Genomic DNA, 22426 nt, shown 5'->3' on the forward strand with positions numbered 1-22426 from the left:
GCCCACCGCACCGCTACCGCAGCACGCCCGCCCGCAGGTAGTTGCGCCGCCCGAAGACCGGCTCGTCCACCGCCGTCAGCTCCTCCACCTGGAACCGGTACAGGGCCGCCGCGCCGCCGCCCGTCAGGAACTGCCGCCGCACCTCCGCGTCCTGGGCGAAGGACGGGAACCGGCCCTGGTACGCGGCCAGCGCCGCCTCCGCCTGCCGCCCCCACGCCTCGCCCGCGCTGCCGGACAGCTGGACACCGCGCAGCTGCTCGCCGAAGACCGGCGGCGGCAGGAAGACGGTGGCGGCGGCCCGGGCCTCCTCCGCGAGGTGGTGGCTGTGCCGGGTGGAGCGCTCGCTGACGAAGTACAGGACGAGGTCGTCGTCGTGCGCGAAGAAGGCGAGGTTGGCGTGCGGGCCGCGCTCGTGGCCGGCGGTGGCGAGGGTGAGCACCATGGCCTCGGCCAGCAGCCCCTCCACGCCCTTGCGCAGCTCCTCGGCGGGCCGGTCCCCCTGGGTGACGTCGAGTCGGTACGGCATTGGCACATCCCTCCCGCCGGCACGCCCACGGCGCGCCCCTGGCACGACTGAGCCGGGCGGGCGCCCCTCGGGAGGGGCCCCACGCCCGGCTCACATGCTCTCCCCGCCGCCCCGGCCGCACAAGGGCCGTGCGGGGCAAGGGAATCAGCGCCGCTGCGCCTCCAGCGGCGCACCGCGGCCACCCGTCGCCATGGCGCCCGCGCAGAGCAGCGGCCGCAGCGGGCCGCTGCGCGCCCGGTCCACCAGGGGCGCCGCGCGCCCGGCGGCCAGTGCCAGCGGGATCGCGACCAGGACGCCGACCAGCGCGCCGACCAGCACGTCGTGCGGGTAGTGCACACCGACCCAGACCCGGGAGGCGCCCATCAGCACGGCGGCGATCCCGGCGATCAGGCCCAGCCGCCGGTTCACGAACCAGAGCGCGGTCGCGGCGGAGAACGCGATCACCGTGTGGTTGCTCGGGAAGGACCAGTCACCGGCGCCCGGGCAGGCCTCCAGCGAGACGCTGCCGGCGATCTGCGCGCACGGCCGGACCTCCTCAACCGCCCCCTTGAACACCGAGTTGACGGCATAGGCGACGATCACGATCAGCGGCGAGGCCAGCACCTTGGCCATCAGCGCCGACTCGGTGCCGCGCGCCCGCCACCACGCGTAGACCATGAAGACCGCGAACAGGCCGAGCCCGAGCGCGGACCAGACCTTGACCAGCTCATCCAGCCAGTGCGGCGCGGCGTCCGCCCACCCGATCACCCGGGTGTAGAGGCCGCCGTCGATACCGCTGCCGTCGTACACGGCCAGCGCCCGGGAGGACATCACGCGTCACCTCCGTGACGCCGCGCCGTACGGGCGCGGAACAGTTCAAGAACAATCGGGATCACGGAGACAACTACTACCAGACCGATGATGGGGAGCAGATAACGGTCGATGCTGGGTACGGACGAGCCGAGCGCGTACCCGGCCAGCACCACTCCGACGGTCCAGACCGCCCCGCCCGTCACCTGCCAGAAGGTGAACGAGCGGACCGGCACCTCCAGCACGCCGCAGAGCGGATTCAGCACCGTTCGGACCACCGGGATGAACCGGGCGAGCACGATCGCCTTGCCGTAGCCGTACTTGGTGAGCAGTTCCTCGGCGCGCTCGACGCCCTGCCGGAGGCTCTGCCGCCTGGAGCGGCGCAGCAGCGCCCGCCCGCCGCGCCTGCCGATCACATAGCCCACCTGGGCGCCGGCCAGCGCCCCGATCAGGGCGGCCGGCAGCACCTGGTACAGCTCCAGCTGCGGCCCCTTGGTCGCGCCGGGCACACAGAGCAGGCCGGCGGTGAACAGCAGCGAGTCGCCGGGCAGGAAGAACCCGACCAGCAGGCCGGTCTCGGCGAAGAGCACGACGGCGATGCCGAGCGCGCCGAACGCGGCGAGCAGCGACGAGGCGTCCAGCAGGTTCACGGCGAGGGCGTGAACGGCCGGAACGGCGGGCGACTGGAGCAAGGCTGGCGGACCTCCCGTACGTTGGAGGGCGCGCCCGCGAGGCGCACCCTCGACCGTCTACAGTGACGTAGACGGTCTACATGACTGTAGACGAAACCTGGAGGAATCGCCGCCATGTCCGACGTACCGTCCGCCCGCCGGCCCGCCGGGGAGCTGGAGGCCGAGGTGCTGGCCGCCCTCTGGTCAGCGCGTCACCCGCTGACGCCGCAGGACGTCCAGGCGGCCCTCGGCGGTGACCTCGCCCGGACCACCATCGCCACGATCCTCGCCCGGCTGCACGACAAGGGCACCGTGGAGCGCACCCGGACGGGCCGCGCCTACGCGTACATCCCGACCGTCCAGGACCCGGCCGGCCTCGCCGCCCGCCGGATGCACACCGAGCTGGGCCGCGAACCGGACCGTTCGACCGTGCTGGCCCGCTTCGTCTCCGACCTCTCCGTCGAGGACGAGCGGCTCCTCCGCGAACTTCTCGGCGACGGCGACGGCGACGGCGACGGCGAGCCGACCGAAGCGGGCCACATGACCGGCACGGCCGGCCCGGCCGGCCCCGACCAGTACGGCGGGGGCGCGCCCGGAGCGGCCGCGTCATGATGATCGCCGTCTGGGCGCCGCTGCTGCTCCCCCTCCTCGCCGCCCCGCTGGCCCGCCGCCTCGCCGACGCGCTGTCGCCCCGGGCGGCCGCGTGGACGCTGGCCGGCACCGCCACCGTCCTGGCCGGCGGCACGCTCTGCTCGCTCGGCCTGCTCGCCGCCGCCGGACTGCTCCAGCTGCCGCCGGTCGCCGCGCTCGGCCACCTCTCACTGCCCTGGCTGACCTCGGCCGCGCCCGCCGCCGCGCTGTCGGCCGTGCCGGCCGGTCTGGCGCTGGTGGCCCTGGCGGCGCTGGCCGTCCGGACCGCGCGGCACCGCCGGCTCGACCTGCGCACCGCCCGGGCGGCACTGCCCGCCCCGGCCGCGCACCCCGGGGACCCGCGCCCCGACGACGCACACCGCGAGACCCCGCGCCCCGACCGGCATCCGGACATGCGCCCCCCACGCGCCTCCGTGCGCCGGGCGCGCACCGAGCACCCCCGGGGCCTCCGCGCCCTCCGCGCCCTCCGCGCCCTCCTCGCCCTCCTCGCCCTCCTCGACCGGGCCCGCGCCCTGCTCCGCCCGGACCACCACCCGCTCGCCGTCCTGGACGACGAGTGCGCCGACGCCTTCGCCCTCCCCGGACGGCTCCGCCGCCCCGGCCGGCCGGGCGAACCGGGCCGGATCGTGGTCACCTCCGGAATGCTGCGCGCCCTCACCGCCCCGGAACGGGCCGCGCTGCTCGCCCACGAGCGCGCCCACCTCGCCGGCCGCCACCACGTCTTCCTCGCCCTCGCCGAGCACGCCGCCGCCGTCCACCCCGCGCTGCGGCCGCTGCGCGCGCCGCTCGGCTACCACCTGGAGCGCTGGGCCGACGAGGTCGCCGCGGAACGGGTCGGCGACCGCACCGTCACCGCCCGCGCGGTCGGCCGCGCCGCCCTGGCGGCCAGCCGCTCACCCTGGCCGGCCCGGCCCCGGCTGGTCCCGGCCGCCCACTCCGGGCCGGTTCCGCGCCGGGTCGCGGCCCTGCTGCAGCCGACCACCGCCGCGCCCGCGGCCCGGTCCGGCACCGGCCGCCGCGCCGCCGCGTTCGCGCTCGCCGCCTGCCTGGCGCTCACCACCGCCGCGGCGCTGGACGCCACCGCCGACCTCCACCACACGGTCGAGGCCGCCCAGCAGGGCACCGCGACCGACCGGTAACCACCCGCCGGAAGCCCCCGCCCCAACCCCCGCCGCACCCCTACCGCATCCCCAGCGCGATCCTCACCGCGGTCCCCGCCCCCGCAGGTACCGCAGGCGCCACCAGCCGCCCCAGCAACACGACATGTCCATTTTCATACCGTCGGGTATGCCGACTTGGCAGACCCCATGCCCAGGATCGAACAGCCCCCGTACGCTTTCGTCAGCGCGTCGGCCCCGACGCGTCCTCGAACGGCGGCGAGGAGCAACCCGAGTGCGGCAGACCGGACGGCAGACCCGACGACCCGAGCGTCGAACTCCGCAGACCGCGGCGGAGCTGGCCAAGGTCCACGACCGCACCCTCGCCGAGGCCACCGCCAGGGACCTGGCCCCGGACGCCCCGCTCGACGACGACCCGGCCCGGCTCCAGCCCCGCCCCGAGATCGGCGACTCCTGGGCCCGGCTGCGCCGCCTGGGGCTCGACCCGGACGCCGGCGCCGCCGCCGTCCACCTCGGCCCCGCCGAGATCGAGCACCGCCGCCGCACCAGCGGCCTCGACGCCGTCCTGCCCGTCCTGCGCGACACCCTGCTCGAACCGGTCGGCCAGACCCCGCTGATCCTCGCCATCGCCGACGCCGAGGGCCACGTCCTCTGGCAGGAGGGCGAGCGCGGGCTGCGCCGCAGCGCCGACCGGATCGGCTTCCTCACCGGCGCCCGCTGGGTCGAGGAGAGCGTCGGCACCAACGGCATAGCCGCCGCCCTGCGCGCCCAGCGCCCCATGCACGTCCACTCCTCCGAGCACTACCTGCGCAGCCACCACTCCTGGACCTGCGTCGCCGCACCGGTGCGCGACCCGGGCACCGGGCGGCTGATCGGCGCCATCGACCTCAGCGGCCCGGCCCACAGCGTCCGGCCGTACCTGCTGCAGCTGACCGCCACCGCCGCCCGGCTCGCCGAGACCGAACTGCGCGCCCGCCGCCTGGAGTCGCTGCACCACCTGCGCACCCTGGCCGCCCCGCTGCTGGCCCGGGTGAACGGCCCGGCGCTGGTGGTGGACGCCGCCGGCTGGACCGCCGCCGCGGCCGGCCTGCCGCCGCCCACCCGGCTGCGACTGCCCGCCGAGGGCTGGGGCTCGGCCGCCGTGCACTGGCTGCCCAGCCTCGGCGAGTGCGTCATAGAGCCGCTGGCCGACGGCTGGCTGGTCCGCCCGGTCCGGCCGCAGGACGATGCCCGGGCGGAGGACGACGACGGCGCCGCCGAACAGGCCGAGGGCGCCCGGCTCCGGCTCGACCTGCGCCGGCCCGACCGGCCGGAGCTCTCGGTGCACGGCGCGGCCGGCGGCTGGTCCCACGCGCTCAGCCCGCGCCATGCCGAACTGCTGCTCCTGCTCGCCGCCGAGCGCGACGGCCACACCGCGGCCCAGCTCGCGGACGCCCTCTTCGGCGACCCGGGCCGGACGGTGACGGTTCGTGCCGAACTCTCCCGGCTCCGCCGCTACCTGGGCGGCCTCCTGGCCCACCGGCCGTACCGGTTCGCCGAATCGGTGCTGGTCAGCGTGGTCGGGCCGGACGACCCGTACGACCTGCTGCCGGTCTCCTCGGCGCCGGCCGTGCGCCGGCTGCGGGTGGGTCTGGCGAACGGGACGGTCCGGCTGCCGGGCACCCCGCCCTTACCCGGTCCGCGCACGCCGGACGATCTCCCGTTGCCGGACGACCTCCCACGAACGGGTGAGCTCCCACCACCCGGCGAACCCCCACGGCCGCCGGGGCCGCCCGCTCAGCCGCCGAGCAGCGCGGACAGCTGGGCGTCGGTCGGACCGCAGGCTCGCTCGGCCTCCTCCGAGACCAGCGCGTAGGTACGGTCCAGCCAGGCCTGCACCCGGGGCTTGGAGGCCTCCAACAGGGCGCTGCCGTGCGGGGATTCGAGGGCCAGGTGCAACGTCGAGCCGTGGCAGGGACAGTACGCGGGCCACAGCTTGACGTCGCCCTGGCCGCTCAAGGAGCGCAGGCCGTCGCGCAGAAGGTCACGCGAGAACACCCAGTCGGCCTCGTCCGGCCGCCCGAGATGGAACGTCAGCAGCACCTCGTACGGGCGCTCGGTGTCGAACCGGAACCTGGTCCGAACCTCCCCGACGACCTCCTCACCCAGCGAGATCCGCAGCGTCAGCACTTCCTCCACCGCCGCCGGAGCGGCGGTGGAGCCTGCCTCATCGCCGCCCGTGGGGGTAGCGGCGAGAGGGGCACTGGAAGGTGCGGGCAGCGGGTCGGACGGCATGACGGTCTCTCCGGGACGGCGTGGGATGTCACCAGGGTGCGCCACCGACGACCGCCGGGCAAGGGTTGCAAGGAGGTTGCAATAATCCCCGACCCGGCCGGGCGGCCCTTACCGGCCTTATCAGACGGATCGTCAATTTCCTTTCCCCAGAAGGCTGTCCACGTATTGGATCAATTCGGTCCAAGGTCTGGTCCGGGCCCGGCCACCCGCTGGTACGCTCGTCCCCCTGCCGGCGCGCGCGAGCGCGCGAACACCGGCGGACCCGCACGGGCGCGCCCGGCGGCAGTCCGCCCGTGACGGCGATTCGGGCCTTCCCGCAGCGCGTGGGAGGATACGGCGACCGCAACGCCGACTTCGGGGAGGGAGGGTCCGGTGGCTCTGCGCGAGGACACCGAGCGGGGCGTACGCCACGAGCGCGACCAGTGGCACGAGCGCCACGGCCGGCACGGCAGACGGAAGCCGTTCGGCGGCCGGCTCCGGCTGCCCACCCTCCGCTTCTCCGGGGCCGCGATGGCGATGTCCACCGTGGTCGGCATCAGCATCGCCACCACCTACCTGCTCAACGAGCAGCAGGGCGTCGGCCGCCGGGCCGGGGTCGCCCGGGTCGGCTCCAGCCCTCCCCCGCCCAGCCCGGCCCCCGATCAGGCCGCCACGGGCCAGGCCGCCGCCGATCAGTCCACCACCGATCAGGCCCACGGCGCCGCCGACCGGACCCCGGCCGCGCCCTCGTCGCGGCGGCCCTCGGCCGGCCCCTCGGGGACGGCCTCGCCCAGCGTCTCCACCGCGCCCCGCCCGGACGCGCCCCGCCCGGGCCCGTACGAGGCCGGCTCCCCCTCGCCCGGTACGCACGACGCCGACACCCACGGCAAGGGGACGGGCACACCCGGGGCCGCCGTCCACGGGCCCCTCGCCGCCCCCTCCGACACCGGCCAGGGCGCCTTCGCCGATCCGTCCGCCGAGGCCCTCGGCCCGGTCCGGGAGCGGCCCACCGCACCCCCTGCCGGCCCGGCCGCCGAACCGCCCGCCACCCCACGTCCGTTCACCAAGTCCTCGCCCGCGCCCGCCGCACCCGACAGCCGCTCGACCGACGAGGACCCCGCCGACCCGTCAGTCCCGGACGATCCCGTCGAGCCCGCCGATCCGGCCGATCCGGCCGACGACGGTGCCACCGACGCGGCCCTGACCGGCCGCGCCCTCGTGCAGCCGGTCGGCCGCGACGGCCTCCGGCACCTGCTCTCCCTGACCGTCGCCGAGCCGCTCACCGCGCTCCAGGCCGAGTTCCGGCTCGCCCCCGGCGAGTTGGCCCCCGGCACCGGCACCGCCTGGACCGATCTGCCCGGCACCGTGGTCACCGCCCACCAGGAACGCGGTGTGCTGGTCTACCGGTTCACCACCCCGGCCGGCACCGACGTCCGCCCCGGCCACTACACCTTCGGCGTGCGCGGTACCCGCCCGGCCGCCGCCCCGGAACGGACCGCCGGGCCGGAGCACCGGGCGGCCGGGAGCCGGAGCACCGAGAGCTGGAACGCCGCCGCGTTCGGCATCCACCGCCCCCGGGCCGTCGCCGCCCTCGGCACCTTCACCGCGCCGTCCCGCTGAGCCGCCGTCCACCGAACCAGCACCCGGCCGCGATCCGACAATCCGACAGGTCACGGCCCTTCTCGGGCTCGTCCCGGCAACCCCGTTCGTTACTGTGGGTACCAATCGGCACAGGGGCCCCGACTCGGGCCCCGAACGCCGTGCCACCGCATCCGAGGAGGAGTTCGTGTCCACGGTCCTGACCCAAGGCGGCAACGCCCCGCTGACCGCCGCGCGGGTGACCGTCGAGGTCACCGCGCCCAAGGCGCTGGACGTCTCCGGCCTGTTGCTGACCGACGCCGGAAAGGTCCGCTCGGACGCCGACTTCGTGTTCTTCAACGCCCCCGACGGCCCCGGTGTGACCCACCGCCCGGCCGGCGGCGGCACCCCGGACGCCATCACCATCGACACCGGCGCCGTCCCGGCCGGCATCACCAAGGTCGTGGTGACGGCCAGCCCCGACGAGGCCGGCGCCACCTTCGCGGGCATCGAGCCGACCGCGACCGTCCGCGACGCCGACACCGGCCAGGTGCTGGTCACCTTCACCCCGCCGGCGCTGGGCCGCGAGACCGCGCTGATCGTGGTCGAGGTCTACCAGCGGGGCGGCGCCTGGAAGGTCCGCGCGGTCGGCCAGGGTTACGCCAACGGCCTGGCCGGCATCGCCACCGACTTCGGCGTCAACGTCGAGGACGAGCCCGCGCCGGTCACCGCCGCGCCCGTCGCCGCACCGCCCGTCGCGCCCCCCGCACCGCCCGTCGCGCCGCCCATGGCCCCGCCGCCGGCCGCCCCGCCGATGCCGCAGACCGCTCCCCCGGTACCCCCGGCCCCGCCCGCGCCCCCGGCGCCCCCCGCGCCCTCGCTCACCAAGATCACCCTGGACAAGGGCCGGGTGAACCTCACCAAGGGCGGCTCGGTCTCCCTGGAGAAGAACGGCAAGCCCTTCCTCTCCTCCGTCCGGATGGGCCTCGGCTGGGAGCCCGCCGGCCGCGGCCGCAGCATCGACCTCGACGCCTCCTGCATCGCCTTCGACGGCAAGCGCGAGAAGCTGGAGACGGCCTGGTTCATGAAGCTGTCCGTCTTCAAGGGCGCCATCGCCCACTCCGGCGACAACCTCACCGGCGAGGGCGGCGGCGACGACGAGTCGATCACCGTCCACCTCGACGGCCTGCCGCCGGAGGTCTGCGGCCTGGTGTTCGTGGTGAACTCCTTCTCCGGCCAGAAGTTCACCGACGTCAAGAACGCCTACTGCCGCCTGGTGGACGCCGGTTCCGGCCAGGAGCTGGTCCGCTTCGACCTCACCCACGCCGAGCCGCACACCGGTGTGGTGATGTGCAAGCTGGTCCGCCAGTACTCCGGCGAATGGGTGATGACCGCCATCGGCGAGTACGTCGACGCCAAGACCGCCCGCGCCATGGTCAAGCCCGCCGCCGCGATGCTCTGAGCAGGCTCCCCCCGCGCGTCGTCCGGCCCGCCCCCGAAGCCCCTTTCCCGGGCACCGGGGGCGGGCCGCCGTCCAGGGCCGTCGTCCAGGACCACCGCCCAGGACCACCGCCCAGGGCCGCCGCGCCGGGCGCAAAACCGGTGGCGGCGCCGCCACCCGGCCGTCATCCTGTCCGGATGCTGATCAGGGAAGCCACCACCGAGGACTGGCCGGCCATCTGGCCCTTCTTCCACGCCATCGTGGCCGCCGGCGAGACCTTCACCTACCCGCTGGACCTCTCCTCCGACCAGGGCCGCGACTGGTGGCTGCTGGCCGCCCCGTACCGGACGGTGGTCGCCGTGGACGAGGCGGGCACCGTCCTCGGCACCGCCAAGATGAACCGCAACCACCTGGGCAACGGCTCGCACATCGCGAGCGCCGGCTACATGGTCGACCCGGCGCACGCCGGCCGGGGCGTCGGCCGCGCCCTCGCCGGGTACTCGCTGGAGTGGGCCCGCCGGGCCGGGTACCGGGCCATGCAGTTCAACGCGGTCGTGGCCTCGAACGAGCCCGCGGTGCGGCTGTACCGGTCCCTCGGCTTCGACATCCTCGGCACCCTCCCCGAGGGCTTCCGCCACCCGGTCCACGGCTACGTCGGCCTGCACATCATGCACCGCGCACTCTGAACCAGGCCCGAGGCCGGCCTACGACCGGGACCGGATCACCAAGCGGCACTGCTACGCCCGCGCCGCCGTCCCGCTCCACCTCCTGATCGACCGCGACAGGTCCCAGGTCAGCATCTTCAGCACGCCGCACGGCGACGAGTACACCGAAGTGCACCTCGCCCCGCTCGGCCGACCGCTCGCGCTGCCCGCCCCGTTCGGCTTCGAGCTGGACACCAAGCCGTTCCTCTGAGCACCGCCCCGCCACGCCGTACGGCCCGCACCCCCTTCCACCGGGGGTGCGGGCCGTACGAGCACGGGAGAGCCTCAGCCGCGCGTCGCCATGGCGCGCAGGAAGAAGGTCAGGTTGGCCGGGCGCTCGGCGAGCCTGCGCATGAAGTACCCGTACCACTCCTGGCCGTACGGCAGGTACACCCGCATGGTGTTGCCCTCGGCGGCCAGCCGCAGCTGCTCCTCGGGGCGGATGCCGAAGAGCATCTGGTACTCGAAGGAGTCGCGCTTGCGGCCGTTCCACTGGGCGAGCTGCCCGGCGATCTTGATCATGTTGGGGTCGTGCGAGGCGATCATCGGGTAACCCTCGCCGGCCATCAGGACCTTCAGCGCCCGGACGTACGCCAGGTCGACCTCGTGCTTGCCCTGGAAGGCGACCGACTCCGGCTCCTTGTAGGCGCCCTTGCAGAGGCGCACCCGCGAGCCGGGGCCGCTGAACTCGCGGCAGTCGGCCTCGGTGCGGCGCAGGTAGGCCTGGAGGACGACGCCCAGCCACGGGAAGTCGGCGCGCAGCTCACGCGCGATGGCCAGGGTGGAGTCCGTGGTGGTGTGGTCCTCCATGTCGAGCGTCACCGTGGTGCCGGCCGCGGCGGCCGCCTCGCAGATCCGGCGGGCGTTCTCCAGCGCGATCTTCTCGCCGTCCACCGGGAGGAACTGGCCGACGGCCGACAGCTTCACCGACACCTCGGCACCCGCCGCGAGGCCGGTCTCCTTGAGCGCCGTGAGCAGGTGCTCGTAGGCCTCGGCGGTGCCGGCGGCCTGGGCGGCGTCCTGGGTGTCCTCACCGAGGTGGTCCAGGGTGACCTTGCGGCCGGTGGCGACCAGGTCGTCGCAGGCGGTGACGGCGTCGTCGAGGGCCTCACCGGCGACGAAGCGTTCGACTATCGCGTGGGTCGGCGGGAACTTCTCGACGACGGTGCGGACCTGCGGGGAGCGGGAGGCCGCGAGGAGGGCGGAACGGAGCATCGTGACTCCTGGAGCTGGTGCTTCTAAGGGTGGCAGAAGGAAAGCGGCGGGCGGGCCTGTGGGGTGGGCCCGCCCGCCACGTGGGCGGGCGCTCAGCCCATGTGCGGGTAGCGGTAGTCCGTCGGCGGGACGAAGGTTTCCTTGACCGAGCGGGTCGAGGTCCAGCGCGCCAGGTTCTGCTTGGCGCCGGCCTTGTCGTTGGTGCCCGAGGCCCGGCCGCCGCCGAACGGCTGCTGGCCGACGACCGCGCCGGTCGGCTTGTCGTTGATGTAGAAGTTGCCGGCCGCGAACCGCAGCTTGTGCATGGCGTCCTGGGCGGCGGCCCGGTCCTGGGCGATGATCGCGCCGGTCAGCCCGTACGAGGACACCGACTCCATCTGCGCCAGCATCTCCTCGTACTTCTCGTCCTCGTAGACGTACACCGCGAGGACCGGGCCGAAGTACTCGTCCCGGAAGTACTCGCTCGCCGGGTCCTCGCAGACCAGCACGGTCGGGCGGACGAAGTAGCCGACCGAGTCGTCGTAGGTGCCGCCGGCCAGGACCTCGACCTTCGGGTCCGCCTGGGCCCGGTCGATCGCGGCCTTGTTCTTGGCGAAGGAGCGCTCGTCGATGACGGCGGACATGAAGTTCGCCAGGTCGGTGACGTCGCCCATGGTCAGGCCCTCGACCTCGTCGCGGAACGCGTCCTTGAGGCCGGCCCAGACCGACGCCGGGACGTAGGCCCGGGAGAGCGCCGAGCACTTCTGGCCCTGGAACTCGAAGGCGCCGCGGGTCATCGCGGTCTTCAGCACGGCCGGGTCGGCGGACGGGTGGGCGACCAGGAAGTCCTTGCCGCCGGTCTCGCCGACGATCCGCGGGTAGGTGCGGTAGCCGGAGATGTTGGTGCCGACCTCGCGCCACAGGTGCTGGAAGGTGGCGGTCGAGCCGGTGAAGTGGATGCCGGCCAGCGCGGGGTGCTTCAGCGCGACGTCCGAGACCGCCAGGCCGTCACCGGTCACCATGTTGATGACGCCCCTGGGCAGCCCGGCCTCCTCCAGCAGCTGCATCAGCAGGTGCGCGGAGAACTGCTGGGTCGGGGAGGGCTTCCAGAGCACCACGTTGCCCATCAGCGCGGGCGCGGTCGGCAGGTTGCCCGCGATGGCGGTGAAGTTGAACGGGGTGATCGCGTAGACGAAGCCCTCCAGCGGGCGGTGGTCGCTGCGGTTCCACACGCCCTCGGAGGAGAGCGGCTGCTCGGCCATGATCTGGCGGGCGAAGTGCACGTTGAAGCGCAGGAAGTCGACCAGTTCGCAGGGGGTGTCGATCTCGGCCTGCTGCGCGGTCTTGGACTGGCCGAGCATGGTGGCGGCGGCCAGGGTCTCGCGCCAGGGGCCGGCCAGCAGGTCGGCGGCCTTGAGGAAGATCGCGGCGCGGGAGTCGAAGGAGAGCGCCTGCCAGGCCGGGGCGGCGGCCAGGGCAGCGTCGATGGCGTCCTGCGCGTCGGCCTGGGTGGCGTTGCGCAGCGTACCGAGCCTCGCCGCGTGGTTGTGCGGCTGGACGACGTGGATCTCGGTGCCGCCGCCGAGGCGGCGCTCACCGTTGATCGTCATGGTCAGCTGGACCGGCTCCTGGCCGCCCAGCTCCTTCAGCCTGGCCTCCAGACGGGCCCGTTCGGGGCTGCCCGGGGCGTAGCTGTGGACCGGCTCGTTCACCGGCGCGGGGACCTGGGTCACAGCATCCATGAGCGCACGCTCTCCTTCGGTTCGCGGGGGGGGATGCCGACGCGGGTCGCGCGTCGGCCACAGCACGAACGCTATTCCTGCCCGGCGGCCCACTTGATTGGCCGGGCGGCTAAAGTCCCCCGTACGGCGTTGTCCGGCCCGACGAAGGGATCACGGGGCGGTCACGGTTGTCCCCTGGTCAGCGCCCCGGCCACCGCGTCGGCTGCCCGGCGCCGGCCGGTCCGGCGGCCCGGCTCCCGGTTTCGTCCGCCCGGCTAAAATCGTCCGTACACCGTTGTCCGCGTGGATGAAGGAGGCCCGGTGTCCCAGCCCCTCGGCCTCCCGCTCCGGCAACTGCTGATGTCCCTCGGCGAGCCGCTGGTCGAACTCCAGGCCGCCCCCCAGGGGTTGGACGTACCGGTCCGCGACGTGGCGATCCTCGACCCGGAGGACCCGCCGGTCGCCGCACCGGGCGAGCTGGTCCTCGCCATCGGCGCCCGCGGCCGGGCCGCGCTGCCGGCCCTGCGCGCGGCCGGCCGGGCCGGCGCGGCGGCGGTGGCCGTCAAGCTGGACGGCCCCGGCCAGGCGGACGCGCTGCGCGAGGCGGCCACCGAGGCGGGCGTCGCGCTGCTCTCGGTCCGCCGCGAGACCCGCTGGGAGCACCTGGACTCGCTCGCCCGCGCGATCATCGCCGGGCCGGACGCACCGGACGGGCCGGGCGCCCCCGAGCACAACGCGGGCGACCTCTTCTCGCTCGCCCAGACCGTCGCCGTGCTCACCAACGGCATCGTCTCGATCGAGGACACCTCCAGCCGGGTGCTGGCCTACTCCCGTTCCTCCGACTCCGACGAGGTGGACGACCTCCGGCGGCTCTCCATCCTCGGCTGGCAGGGGCCCGAGCCGTACCTCTCCAAGCTCCGCGAGTGGGGCATCTTCCAGCATCTGCGCAGCTCGGACACGGCGATCGCGGTCGACCCGCACCCGGAGCTGGGCCTGCGCCGCCGGCTCGCGATCGGCATCCGGGCCGGGGCGCAGCCGCTCGGCACCATCTGGGTGCAGGAGGGCGCCCAGCCGCTCGCGCCGCTCGCCGAGCAGGCGCTGGTCGGCGCGGCCCGGGTGGCGGCGGCGCAGTTGGTGCGACGGCGCCGGGAGCTGTCGGCGGACGTCCGGCTGACCCGGACCCTGCTCACCGGGCTGCTGGAGGGCTCGACCGGCCCGCAGTCCCTGGCCACCCATCTGGGCCTGGACCTGCGCCGCCCGGCCACCGTCCTGGCGTACAGCGCGCACACCACGGAGGCCCTCACCCGGGCCGAGGTGACCGGTCTGATCTCGGTGCACACCGCCGCCCGGCACCGGGCCGCGCTGCTCGCGCCGATCGAGTCCCGGGTGTACGTGCTGCTGCCCGAGCTGCCGGCCGGCCTGCCGATGACGACGGTCCGGGACTGGGCGCGGGGGGTGGTCGAGGCCGCCCGGGAGCACCTGGGCGTGCCGCTGCGGGCGGCGATCGGCTCGACGGTGGACGGCCTGGCCCAGGTGCCCGAGTCCCGTGCGCAGGCGGACCGCATCCTGGACGCGATGGGCCGCGGCGGGGTGGACCTGGAGGTCGCGGCGCTGATCGACGTCCAGGCGGAGGTGCTGGTCAGCGAGATGCTGGCGCTGCTGCAGGAGCGGAGCGGCCTGCGTGACCCGCGGCTGACCGCGCTGGCCGGGTACGACCGCCGGCACGGCACCCGGCTCGCCGAGTCGGTGCTGGCCTGGCTGGACGCGCTCGGCGAGGTCCGGGTCGCCGCGGACGCCCTGCACATCCACCCCAACACCCTGCGCTACCGGGTGCGCCGGGCCGAGCAGTTGACCGGCATCGACCTGACCCAGCCGCAGCAGCGGCTGCTGGCGATGCTGCAACTGCGGCTGCCCGCGGACGACTGAAGACAACTGAAGACGACTGAAGGGGCCCGCCGGAGCGGACCCCTTCCCGTCACACCTCGGGTCAGGCGCCGTAGCCCTGGCCGCGCTTGTGCTCGTTCAGCCGGTGCCAGGGGCCGGTGATGGCCAGCTGGATGCCCGGCACCTGGATGTTGGCGAACAGCGTCTTGCCGTCGTCCGAGAAGGTCACCCCGGTGAACTCGCTGAACTCGGGCTTCTCGGCGGTGCCGATGTTCAGCTCGTTGCGGGCGATCGGGTAGGTCAGCCCGTCCTCGGTGGCGCCGAACAGGTGCGAGACGCCCTCGCCGTCCTCGGCGATCACGATGCCGCCGTAGGGCGAGACGGTGATGTTGTCCGGGCCGTCGTAGTTGTCGTGGTCGCCGAACACGTCGGTGTTGACGCCGAGCAGCACCTTCAGGGTGATGGTGCGGCGGGCCGGGTTGAAGAACCAGACCTGGCCGTCGTGCTGGACGGGGCTCTCCGACCGGGCGAAGGAGGAGACGAAGTAGAAGCCGCCGTCACCCCACCACATGCCCTCCAGCTTGCGGGCACGGGTGACCTCGCCGTCCTTGAACTGCTTGCGGACGGAGACCGTACGGGCGTCGCGGTCCTCGACCTTGACCCAGTCCACGCCGTAGGTGGTGCCCACCTTGGTGGCGCGCGACAGGTCGTCGATGAACTTGCCCTGCGAGTCGAAGACCTTGAAGGCCTCCAGCACACCGGCGTCGGCGGCGAGCTTGCGCAGCTGGTAGCGGCCGTGCTTGAAGCCGGCCGGCGGGGTCCAGCGGAACAGCAGGCCGTTGGGGTTGGAGGCGTCCTCGGTCAGGTAGACCTGGCCGCGCTTGGGGTCGACGACGACGGCCTCGTGCGCGTAGCGGCCGAAGGCCTTCACCGGCTGCGGGTTCTGGTTGTACTCGTCGTCGAACGGGTCGACCTCGAAGATGTAGCCGTGGTCCTTGGTGAAGCCGTTCTTGCCGGCCTTGTCCTCGGTCTCCTCGCCCGACAGCCAGGTGCCCCACGGGGTCACGCCACCGGCGCAGTTGGTGGAGGTGCCGGCGATGCCGACCCACTGCTCGACCTTGCCGTTGGCCTTGGCGTGCACGATGGTGCAGCCGCCGGCCGCGCCCGGGTCGTAGACGTGGCCCTCGGTCAGCGGCACCGGGTACGGCCAGTTGGCGCGGGCGCCGCTCAGCTCGTGGTTGACGACCAGCAGGTTGCCGCCGCGCTCGTCCTCGAAGGCGGAGGTGCCGTCGTGGTTGCTGGGGGTGAACTCGCCGGTGCGCAGCTTGGTGACGCCGGTCCGGTTCACGACGGTGTACTTGAAGCCCTTGGGCAGCGAGAGCAGGTTCTGCGGGTCCTGGACCAGCGGACCGTAACCGACGGCGGCACGCTCGGCGTCGGCGGTCGCGGCGGCCTGCACCTCGCCGCCCACCGGGGCGGCGATCGCGCCGGGGGCGCTGGCCAGGGCCTCGGCGCTGCCGGCGATCAGAACGCCGGCCCCGACGAGGGTGGAACGGTTGACGAAGTCCCGGCGGGACAGCGACATGGCAGTCACTCCTGAGGGGTGGGCCGCCGACCGGGACGGTGCCCGGTGCGTGGCGTACGAGTTGTCGAGGCAGACCGTCGACGTCCAGCAGACTCCGCCGCCCCGGTGAACTCCCGGTGACGTGGACACCTCGTCGGGGTGGTCATTTGCGGACCGTATGCCAATCCATGACCGCCCCTTTGCCGTCCTGCCGCCGGGCATCCCGCCTGCCACACCTCCCGGCCGCACCGCCCGGCCGCACCACCCCCCGGCTACCTCCCCGCCCGCGCCGACCGCCACTGCTCCCAGGCCGACAGCCACAGCTGCTCCTCGATCCGCCGCTGCTCCTCCCGGTCGAACGGGTCTCCCCCGCCCGGCCGGTTCCGCCAGAGCTGCTCCCACGCCCGCTGCGCCGGCAGGCTCGCCACCTCGCTGGCGAACACCGTGTACCGGATGACCTCCTCGACGGCGGCCTGCCCCTCCGGCGTGCCGACCACCCACTGGGTCTGCCGGGAGAGCCGGTTGAGGTGGTTGACCATCGCCGTCACCGCCGCGACCGCCTCCTCCCGGGTCTCCGTGGCGAGCCGCATCTGCTGGCGCACCGCGGCCTCCCAGCGCAGCGCGCCGTTCTCCCCGCGCAGCCCGCGCGGCAGCCGCGGCGTACGCCCCGCCCGGACCTGCGCCTCGACGGCGGCGGACTCCCTGATGCTGTGCTCGATCACCGCCCGGTGCGCCTCCAGCCCGACGGCGGGGGCGAGGTCGCGCTCCTCCACCGGCACATGGCGGCCGCGCCGGGAGGCGAGGGCGCGCAGCAGCCCGGTCCGGCCGAGCAGGTACCGCTCGAAGTCCCCGATCCGGGCCAGTTCGACGCCGCCGGGCGGCACCCCCCGCCCGCAGACCGTGACGGTCAGCCCGTCCACCCGCAGCCGGGCCGCCCAGACCGGGCCGGTGCCGGGGGCGTCCGGGCGGTGCCAGAGTTCGCGCCGGTCCTCGTGCAGTTCGACCGCGCGGGGCTCGCCCTCCACGGTGATCCACTCGCGCAGCGCCCGGACCCGGCCCGGGCCCTCGCCCTCGTCGACGCCGAGCTGCTCGTAGACCCGGTCGCGCTCGTCCTCGACCACGTCCTCCAGCTCCGGCAGCCGGCCGCGGTTCTCGGCGCCGGGCCGGTAGGTGCGCACGGTGACGTACGGGCCGTCGGCGCTGGTCCGGTCGCCGGAGTGGACCTCGACCCAGCACAGCTCGCCGTCGGCGGTCTCGAACGCGGCCAGCGCGTCGCCGTCCCGGCCGGCCCCGGCCGCCACCCCGTACACCGGGAAGTCCGCCGCGGCGAGGGTGCGGCGCGCGAACTCCTCCTGGTCGGCGAGCCGCTCCTCCTGGCCGCGCGGGTCCGTCCCGCGCGGGCCGTGGCCGACCTGACCACCCACCGCAGGACCACCCACCGCAGGACCACCCGCCGCGGAACCGCCCATCGCGGAACCACCCGCCGCGGTCCCGCCCCCGAAGGGTCCGCCCCCGGCGGAGCCGTCCGCCCGGGGGCCGTTCTGCTCCTGGGGCCTGCCGCCGCTCTCCCGCATCATGCTGTGCCGCACCCCCGAGTCCTCGCCGCCCTCGCGCCGCCTCGGGAAACGATACGTGGCCGGTACCTGCCGGGTCATCAGCTCCCGCTGCACGCCCGGCTGATCGGCCCGGACGACCGGCCCGACCGGGGGCGGACGGGCAGGGCGGGGCCGTGTCAGGGCGGGCCCCTGTCAGTCGCCCTGCCTACGCTGTCGGGCATGACAGCGAACAGCAACGTTCCGGCCCGGATCAGCATCGTCACCCTCGGGGTGAGTGATCTCGACCGCAGCACCCGCTTCTACGAAGGCCTCGGCTGGAAGCGGTCGTCCGTCTCCAGCCCGGAGATCGTCTGGTTCCGTACCGCCGACTCCGTGCTCGGCCTCTTCCCGTACGACGAGCTGGCCGCCGACGCGGGCTTGCCCGCCACCGGCGAGCCGGCCTTCCGCGGCGTCACCCTCGCGGTGAACCTGGAGTCCCCCGAGCTGGTGGACGCCGCTCTGCGGACGGCCGTCGAGGCGGGCGCCGGCGTGGTCAAGCCGCCGGCCACGACCAGCTGGGGCGGCTACTCCGGCTACTTCGAGGACCCGGACGGGCACCTCTGGGAGCTGGCCCACAACCCGTTCTTCCCCTTCACCGAGGACGGCTCGCTCGACCTCCCGTAGGGCGTGTCCGACGGTTCCCGCCGCATGCGCGAACCGTCGGACACGTCCTGGGGCCCGTCCGGGCCCTGGCTCACTTCTTCGACCGCGCCTTGAAGGCCGCCTTGCGGGCCTCCTTGGCCACCGCCCGGTCGAGGTGCAGCTCGCCGACGGCCTCCAGCACGTCCGCCGTGTACGGGTGGTCGACCCGCCAGAGCTCGCCGAAGTAACTCGCCGGATTGTCCGTCACCGGCAGCCCGGCGATCAGCTCGCGCAGCAGCTCCGCGTCGCCGCCGCTGTCCAGCAGCTGGGCGGCGAAGGTGTCGACCACCGTCCACAGCACCATCGCCCGTTCCGGCGTCGGCACGTCCGCCGCCCCGATGGAGGCCAGCCAGGCGCGGGCTCCGCCGCCCAGCTCCGGGTCGTCCAGCACCTCCCGGACGGCGGGCTCGGCGGCCCCGCCGAGCATGGTCAGCGCCAGCTGGCAGAGCATCCGGCGCAGCGGAGCGTACGTGTCGTCGCCGCGCGCCGCCGCGAGCAGTTCGCGCGCCGCCTCGACCGGCTCCCGGCCGGTGACCCAGACCCGCAGCTCCTCCTCGGGCAGCACATTGGCCGCCTCGCAGACCGTCCGCAGCAGCTCGACGGCGTCGCCCTGGGCCAGCTCGCCGACCAGCGGCGCGTCGTACCCGTCCTCCAGCAGCCACTGCCGGATCCCGTACTGGCCGAGCGGGGTGAGCCGGACCAGGCCGAAGCGCGCGGACTCCTCCTCGTCCAGCGGCTCCTCCCCGGCCGGGGCGCCGCCCTCCGGCTCCTCCTCGTCGAACAGCTCCGGGTCGATCGGGCGGTAGTCCAGCAGGCCCAGCTCGGCGAGGTCGCCGAGCATCGGGTCCAGGGTGACCATCACATCGGTGATGTCGCCGAGCAGTTCCTCGCTCGGCTCCTCGCCCTCCGGCACGACCAGCAGCGCGGCCAGCACGCCCAGCGGCACGGTCTCACTGCCCGGGTCGGCGAAGGCGGTGGTCTCGTACAGCACCTGGAGCGCCTCGTCGAGCAGCTCGGCGGCCTCGTCCCGGGCCTCCTCGACCTGCGTCAGCCGGTCCTCGTCCTCCTCTGCCTCGCCCTCGGCCCCTTCCTCCTCCGGCAGCGAGTCCGCCTCCGCGGCCAGCTCCCGGACGATCCCGGCGGCCGTCAGCCAGAGCTCCAGGACGGTCTCCGCGTCCCCCTGCTCGGCGGGCTCCAGATCCGGCCCCGGGACGGCGACGTGCTCGCCCTCGGCGGTGGTGCCGATCTCGACCAGGTCCAGGTCGCACGCCAGCGACCAGGCCCGCATCGCCTCGACCACGGCCTCCTCCGGTACCTCCCCCTCCTCGGGGGCGAGGCCGAGCAGCCGGGCCGCCGGCGCCCGGTCCGGGCCGGTGAGGTCGCCGAACTCGTCCACCGCCCGGTGCGGGGCGGTCCAGCGGGCCAGCGTCAGCGCGTACCCGAACATCGGGACGGCCTTGGCCTGCTCGGCCAGCTCCTCCTCGGACGGCAGCTTCACCGGCGGTACCAGCACGGCAGCGTCGTCGAGGTCCTCGTCGTCCATCCCGTGCGCGGCGAACGCCCCATAGAGGTCCTCCAGCTCCAGGTCGGCGGGCAGTACCGCCTCGCCCGGCCCCTCACCCGGCGCACCCGCCGACGAAACCCCAGCGTTCTTACGACGTCGTCCGGCCATCGTTGCGCGTTCTCCCTACAGCCAGCAGTCGGTCGATCAGTGCCCGGCCCGAACGGATGAGCTCCGTGTGCCGGTCCATCACCTCAGCGTATAGGCCTGGCAGCGCCGACGCCCGGCCCCAAGGGGCGCGCGCCGCAACAGTGCGCCCACCCCTTATCCTTCGAATCAGTACCGCGCACACCCCGCGCGGACCACCGGGCGACGAAGCCCTTTCCCCTCCTCGCCCGGCACCGGGCAGGAGGGGCCCACGCTCACCCGCTCCACCAGGGAGCCCCGCACCGAGGCCACCACCACAGCGCCGCAGGACGGGCGCACCGGCACACCCAGCCGACCCCGGTGGTGCCCGGCCACAGGAGACCCCTGCCATGGCGGACCTCTCCCCCGCCGGCTCCGGCCTGCGCACCGCGCAGTTCGACGGACGCCGACTGTCGGAGGCCCTGCTTCCCCTGGAGCTCGCGCCCCGCACCCAGCTCCAGCTCTCCGCGATCAGCCGCTGGAACGCGCTGCGCGGGATACGCGTCGGCCTTGTCGCCGCCGCCCTGCTCCTCATGCTGATCGGCGCCAATCTGGCCACACCGATCTACCCCCTGCTCCAGCAGCGGCTCGCGCTGACCCCGCTCGACACCACCGTCCTGTTCACGGTGTACGTGTTCGCGCTGGTCCCGGTGCTCGCCGTGGTCGGCCACTGGTCGGACCACCTCGGCCGACGGGCGCTGATCCTGCCCGCCGTGACCCTGGCCGCCGCCGGTGACGTGGTCTTCGCCACCTCCGGCAGCTTCTGGCAGCTGGCCCTCGGCCGGGCCGTCCAGGGCATCGCGGTGGGCCTGTCCACCGGCGCCGCCGGAGCGGCCCTCGGCGACCTGATGCCCGACCGGCCGACCCTCGCCGCCAAACTCACCCTGGCCTGTTCCGCCGGCGGCGTCGCGCTCGGCCCGGTCGTCGGCGCACTGCTGGCCGACGGCTCCGACCCGCTGCTGACGCCCTTCCTGCTGCACGCCGTCGCCCTGCTGGCGCTCTGTGTGCCGCTCGCCCTCGTCCACCCCAGGATGCCCGGCCGCCGCCGCCCTCCGGCCTCCCCGCCGCGCATCACCACCCCGGCCCACCTACGCCCGCAGCGGCTCGCCCTGCCGGCCTCCGGCCGTCGCGAGTTCCTGCTGGCCTCCGGCGCCGGCTTCGTCTCGTACGCCGTCTTCGGTGTCTACCTCAGCCTGGCCCCGGCCTTCTCCGCCAAGCTGCTGCACACCGACTCGCACCTGGTCGGTGCCGTGGTGGCGGCCCTGCTGCTCGGCTCCTCGGCCGCCGCCCAGCTGCTCGTCCCGCCGACCGCCGACCGGCTGGTCGTCGCCCTCGGCATGGCCGGCCTCGCCGCCGGGCTCGGCCTGGTCGTCGCCGCCCAGTACACCGGCACCCCCGCGCTGCTCTTCATCGGCAGCGTCCTCGGCGGCGCCTGCCAGGGCATCGCCTTCCGCTCGCTCTTCACCACCGCCGTCGCCGCGATGAACCCCGAACGCCGGGGCTCCGAACTCAGCTCCCTCTGGGTCATCGTCTACCTCGGCAGCTCCCTCCCCATCGTCGCCGTCGGCGCCCTCGTCCAGCGCTACGGCCTTCTCCCCGCCACCAGCGGCTTCACCGCCCTGGCCGCCGCACTCTGCCTCGCCCTGGCCCTGGCGGTGGCCCGCAAACGCTAGTCGGACCAGGGACGCCGGCGGTCCGTCGGGATCTCGAACCGGAACGGCTCGGGCAATGAGACCGTTTCACCGAACTTCCAGGTCGCGAGCACACCGTACGTACCGGCCCCGCGGTCCGGCTCACCGAACAGCGTGATGCCGGGCCGCTCGGGGTCACGGTCGACCAGGAGGTAGTGCGGCACACCGCCCCGGGCGTACCCGTTCCACTTGGTGGCCTGCATCCGTCGGCTGAGCACCGGCTCCCGGTCGTTGTAGGCATTGGAGGGAGAGGTCACCTCCACCACCAGGTTCACCTGCTGCGGGTACAGGTGACGTACGTCCTCGGCGCAGCCGTGGTCGACGGTGTCCCGGTGCAGGACGACCAGGTCCGGGACATAGCCGTCGCCGATCTCGACCAGGTCGACGTTGACGCCCTGGACCACCCGCCAGGGGAACGAGGGGTCGGTGAACTCCGCGTAGTCCACCGCGCGCTGGATGTTGGAGAGAATCACCGCATGCGTGAACACCGGCGCAGGCGACACGACGAACTCCCCTCCGATCACCTCGACCCGTGTGCCGTCCTCCGGGATCCGCAGATACGCGGCAAGCTCGTCCCGGACCCACATGGCGTACGGCGAGTCGGGCAACGTCCACCGTCCGGACGCAACCACGGACATCACATCGCTCCCTTCACGGTCGCAGGGCCAGCATGACCACCCACTCGCAGATATACCACTGCCGCGTGACACATTCCCC

19 protein-coding genes and 1 pseudogene are annotated in these 22426 nt (G+C 74.3%); 10 read left to right on the top strand and 10 right to left on the bottom strand.

The window, feature by feature from the left end; translation table 11 throughout:
- Window positions 1-13: 13 nt before the first annotated feature.
- From ACIQIB_RS12775 to ACIQIB_RS12785, 3 genes are all read right to left on the bottom strand, one after another.
- On the bottom strand, window positions 14-526 hold the full coding sequence (locus ACIQIB_RS12775; RefSeq protein WP_363613549.1) for a pyridoxamine 5'-phosphate oxidase family protein: 513 nt from the start codon (window positions 524-526) through the stop codon (window positions 14-16).
- Window positions 527-670: 144 nt separating this feature from the next.
- A complete protein-coding gene (locus ACIQIB_RS12780) occupies window positions 671-1336 on the bottom strand; it encodes a phosphatase PAP2 family protein (protein WP_363613547.1) in 666 nt (221 codons plus the stop codon).
- Window positions 1336-2007 (bottom strand): DedA family protein, encoded by a 672-nt coding sequence (locus ACIQIB_RS12785; protein ID WP_363613545.1) that lies wholly within the window; start codon window positions 2005-2007, stop codon window positions 1336-1338. Before ACIQIB_RS12785 ends, ACIQIB_RS12780 begins: the two co-directional genes overlap by 1 nt.
- 114 nt (window positions 2008-2121) lie before the next feature.
- Between ACIQIB_RS12785 and ACIQIB_RS12790 the strand changes: the two genes are divergently transcribed.
- From ACIQIB_RS12790 to ACIQIB_RS12800, 3 genes are all read left to right on the top strand, one after another.
- Window positions 2122-2598, top strand: a complete 477-nt coding sequence (locus tag ACIQIB_RS12790; protein WP_400653891.1) for a BlaI/MecI/CopY family transcriptional regulator — start codon at window positions 2122-2124, stop codon at window positions 2596-2598.
- Complete coding sequence (locus ACIQIB_RS12795) at window positions 2595-3776, top strand: M56 family metallopeptidase (protein WP_400757799.1); 1182 nt, start codon at window positions 2595-2597, stop codon at window positions 3774-3776. The genes ACIQIB_RS12790 and ACIQIB_RS12795 overlap by 4 nt, the downstream gene beginning before the upstream one ends.
- Before the next feature lie 253 nt (window positions 3777-4029).
- Window positions 4030-5610, top strand: coding sequence for a GAF domain-containing protein (locus ACIQIB_RS12800; protein WP_363613539.1), 1581 nt, complete (start codon window positions 4030-4032; stop codon window positions 5608-5610).
- Here the strand turns inward: ACIQIB_RS12800 and ACIQIB_RS12805 are convergent.
- The gene (locus ACIQIB_RS12805; RefSeq protein ID WP_363613537.1) at window positions 5532-6029 is read right to left on the bottom strand and encodes an SsgA family sporulation/cell division regulator; all 498 of its coding nucleotides are present in this window, start codon (window positions 6027-6029) and stop codon (window positions 5532-5534) included. The genes ACIQIB_RS12800 and ACIQIB_RS12805 overlap by 79 nt on opposite strands.
- A gap of 372 nt (window positions 6030-6401) precedes the next feature.
- Between ACIQIB_RS12805 and ACIQIB_RS12810 the strand changes: the two genes are divergently transcribed.
- The 4 genes and pseudogenes from ACIQIB_RS12810 to ACIQIB_RS12825 all read left to right on the top strand — a co-directional run.
- Window positions 6402-7628 (top strand): hypothetical protein, encoded by a 1227-nt coding sequence (locus ACIQIB_RS12810; protein WP_400757802.1) that lies wholly within the window; start codon window positions 6402-6404, stop codon window positions 7626-7628.
- A 178-nt stretch (window positions 7629-7806) separates the two neighbouring features.
- Window positions 7807-9048: a TerD family protein gene (locus tag ACIQIB_RS12815; protein ID WP_400654044.1), complete on the top strand. Its 1242-nt coding sequence runs from the start codon at window positions 7807-7809 to the stop codon at window positions 9046-9048.
- A 176-nt stretch (window positions 9049-9224) separates the two neighbouring features.
- Window positions 9225-9713, top strand: a complete 489-nt coding sequence (locus ACIQIB_RS12820; RefSeq protein ID WP_400653881.1) for a GNAT family N-acetyltransferase — start codon at window positions 9225-9227, stop codon at window positions 9711-9713.
- Between the two features lie 31 nt (window positions 9714-9744).
- Window positions 9745-9942, top strand: a pseudogene (locus tag ACIQIB_RS12825) (Uma2 family endonuclease); the annotation flags it as partial.
- 74 nt (window positions 9943-10016) lie between these two features.
- Here the strand turns inward: ACIQIB_RS12825 and ACIQIB_RS12830 are convergent.
- A complete protein-coding gene (locus ACIQIB_RS12830) occupies window positions 10017-10946 on the bottom strand; it encodes a proline dehydrogenase family protein (RefSeq protein WP_363613531.1) in 930 nt (309 codons plus the stop codon).
- Between the two features lie 92 nt (window positions 10947-11038).
- Window positions 11039-12667 (bottom strand): L-glutamate gamma-semialdehyde dehydrogenase, encoded by a 1629-nt coding sequence (gene pruA, locus ACIQIB_RS12835; RefSeq protein ID WP_363613529.1) that lies wholly within the window; start codon window positions 12665-12667, stop codon window positions 11039-11041.
- Window positions 12668-12967: 300 nt separating this feature from the next.
- Between pruA and ACIQIB_RS12840 the strand changes: the two genes are divergently transcribed.
- Window positions 12968-14572, top strand: a complete 1605-nt coding sequence (locus ACIQIB_RS12840) for a PucR family transcriptional regulator (protein WP_400757804.1) — start codon at window positions 12968-12970, stop codon at window positions 14570-14572.
- A gap of 61 nt (window positions 14573-14633) precedes the next feature.
- Here ACIQIB_RS12840 and ACIQIB_RS12845 read toward each other — a convergent pair whose 3' ends face one another.
- Together ACIQIB_RS12845 and ACIQIB_RS12850 are read right to left on the bottom strand one after the other, a co-directional pair.
- Window positions 14634-16115 (bottom strand): alkaline phosphatase PhoX, encoded by a 1482-nt coding sequence (locus ACIQIB_RS12845; RefSeq protein ID WP_363613525.1) that lies wholly within the window; start codon window positions 16113-16115, stop codon window positions 14634-14636.
- 251 nt (window positions 16116-16366) lie between these two features.
- Entirely contained in the window at window positions 16367-17518 is a 1152-nt protein-coding gene (locus ACIQIB_RS12850) for a hypothetical protein (RefSeq protein ID WP_363613523.1), read from the bottom strand.
- Window positions 17519-17869: 351 nt separating this feature from the next.
- Here ACIQIB_RS12850 and ACIQIB_RS12855 point away from each other — a divergent pair, with 351 nt between their 5' ends.
- Complete coding sequence (locus tag ACIQIB_RS12855; RefSeq protein ID WP_400757806.1) at window positions 17870-18313, top strand: VOC family protein; 444 nt, start codon at window positions 17870-17872, stop codon at window positions 18311-18313.
- Window positions 18314-18383: 70 nt separating this feature from the next.
- On the opposite strand, the gene ACIQIB_RS12860 is transcribed toward ACIQIB_RS12855, so the two are convergent.
- Window positions 18384-20003, bottom strand: coding sequence for a hypothetical protein (locus tag ACIQIB_RS12860; RefSeq protein ID WP_400757808.1), 1620 nt, complete (start codon window positions 20001-20003; stop codon window positions 18384-18386).
- A gap of 365 nt (window positions 20004-20368) precedes the next feature.
- Between ACIQIB_RS12860 and ACIQIB_RS12865 the strand changes: the two genes are divergently transcribed.
- Window positions 20369-21691, top strand: coding sequence for an MFS transporter (locus ACIQIB_RS12865; protein ID WP_400757810.1), 1323 nt, complete (start codon window positions 20369-20371; stop codon window positions 21689-21691).
- Here ACIQIB_RS12865 and ACIQIB_RS12870 read toward each other — a convergent pair.
- Entirely contained in the window at window positions 21688-22347 is a 660-nt protein-coding gene (locus ACIQIB_RS12870) for a Uma2 family endonuclease (RefSeq protein ID WP_400757812.1), read from the bottom strand. The two genes, ACIQIB_RS12865 and ACIQIB_RS12870, sit on opposite strands and share 4 nt — an antisense overlap.
- Between the last annotated feature and the right edge of the window lie 79 nt (window positions 22348-22426).

This window comes from Kitasatospora sp. NPDC092286, from assembly GCF_044755565.1.
Taxonomy (GTDB): Bacteria; Actinomycetota; Actinomycetes; order Streptomycetales; family Streptomycetaceae; genus Kitasatospora.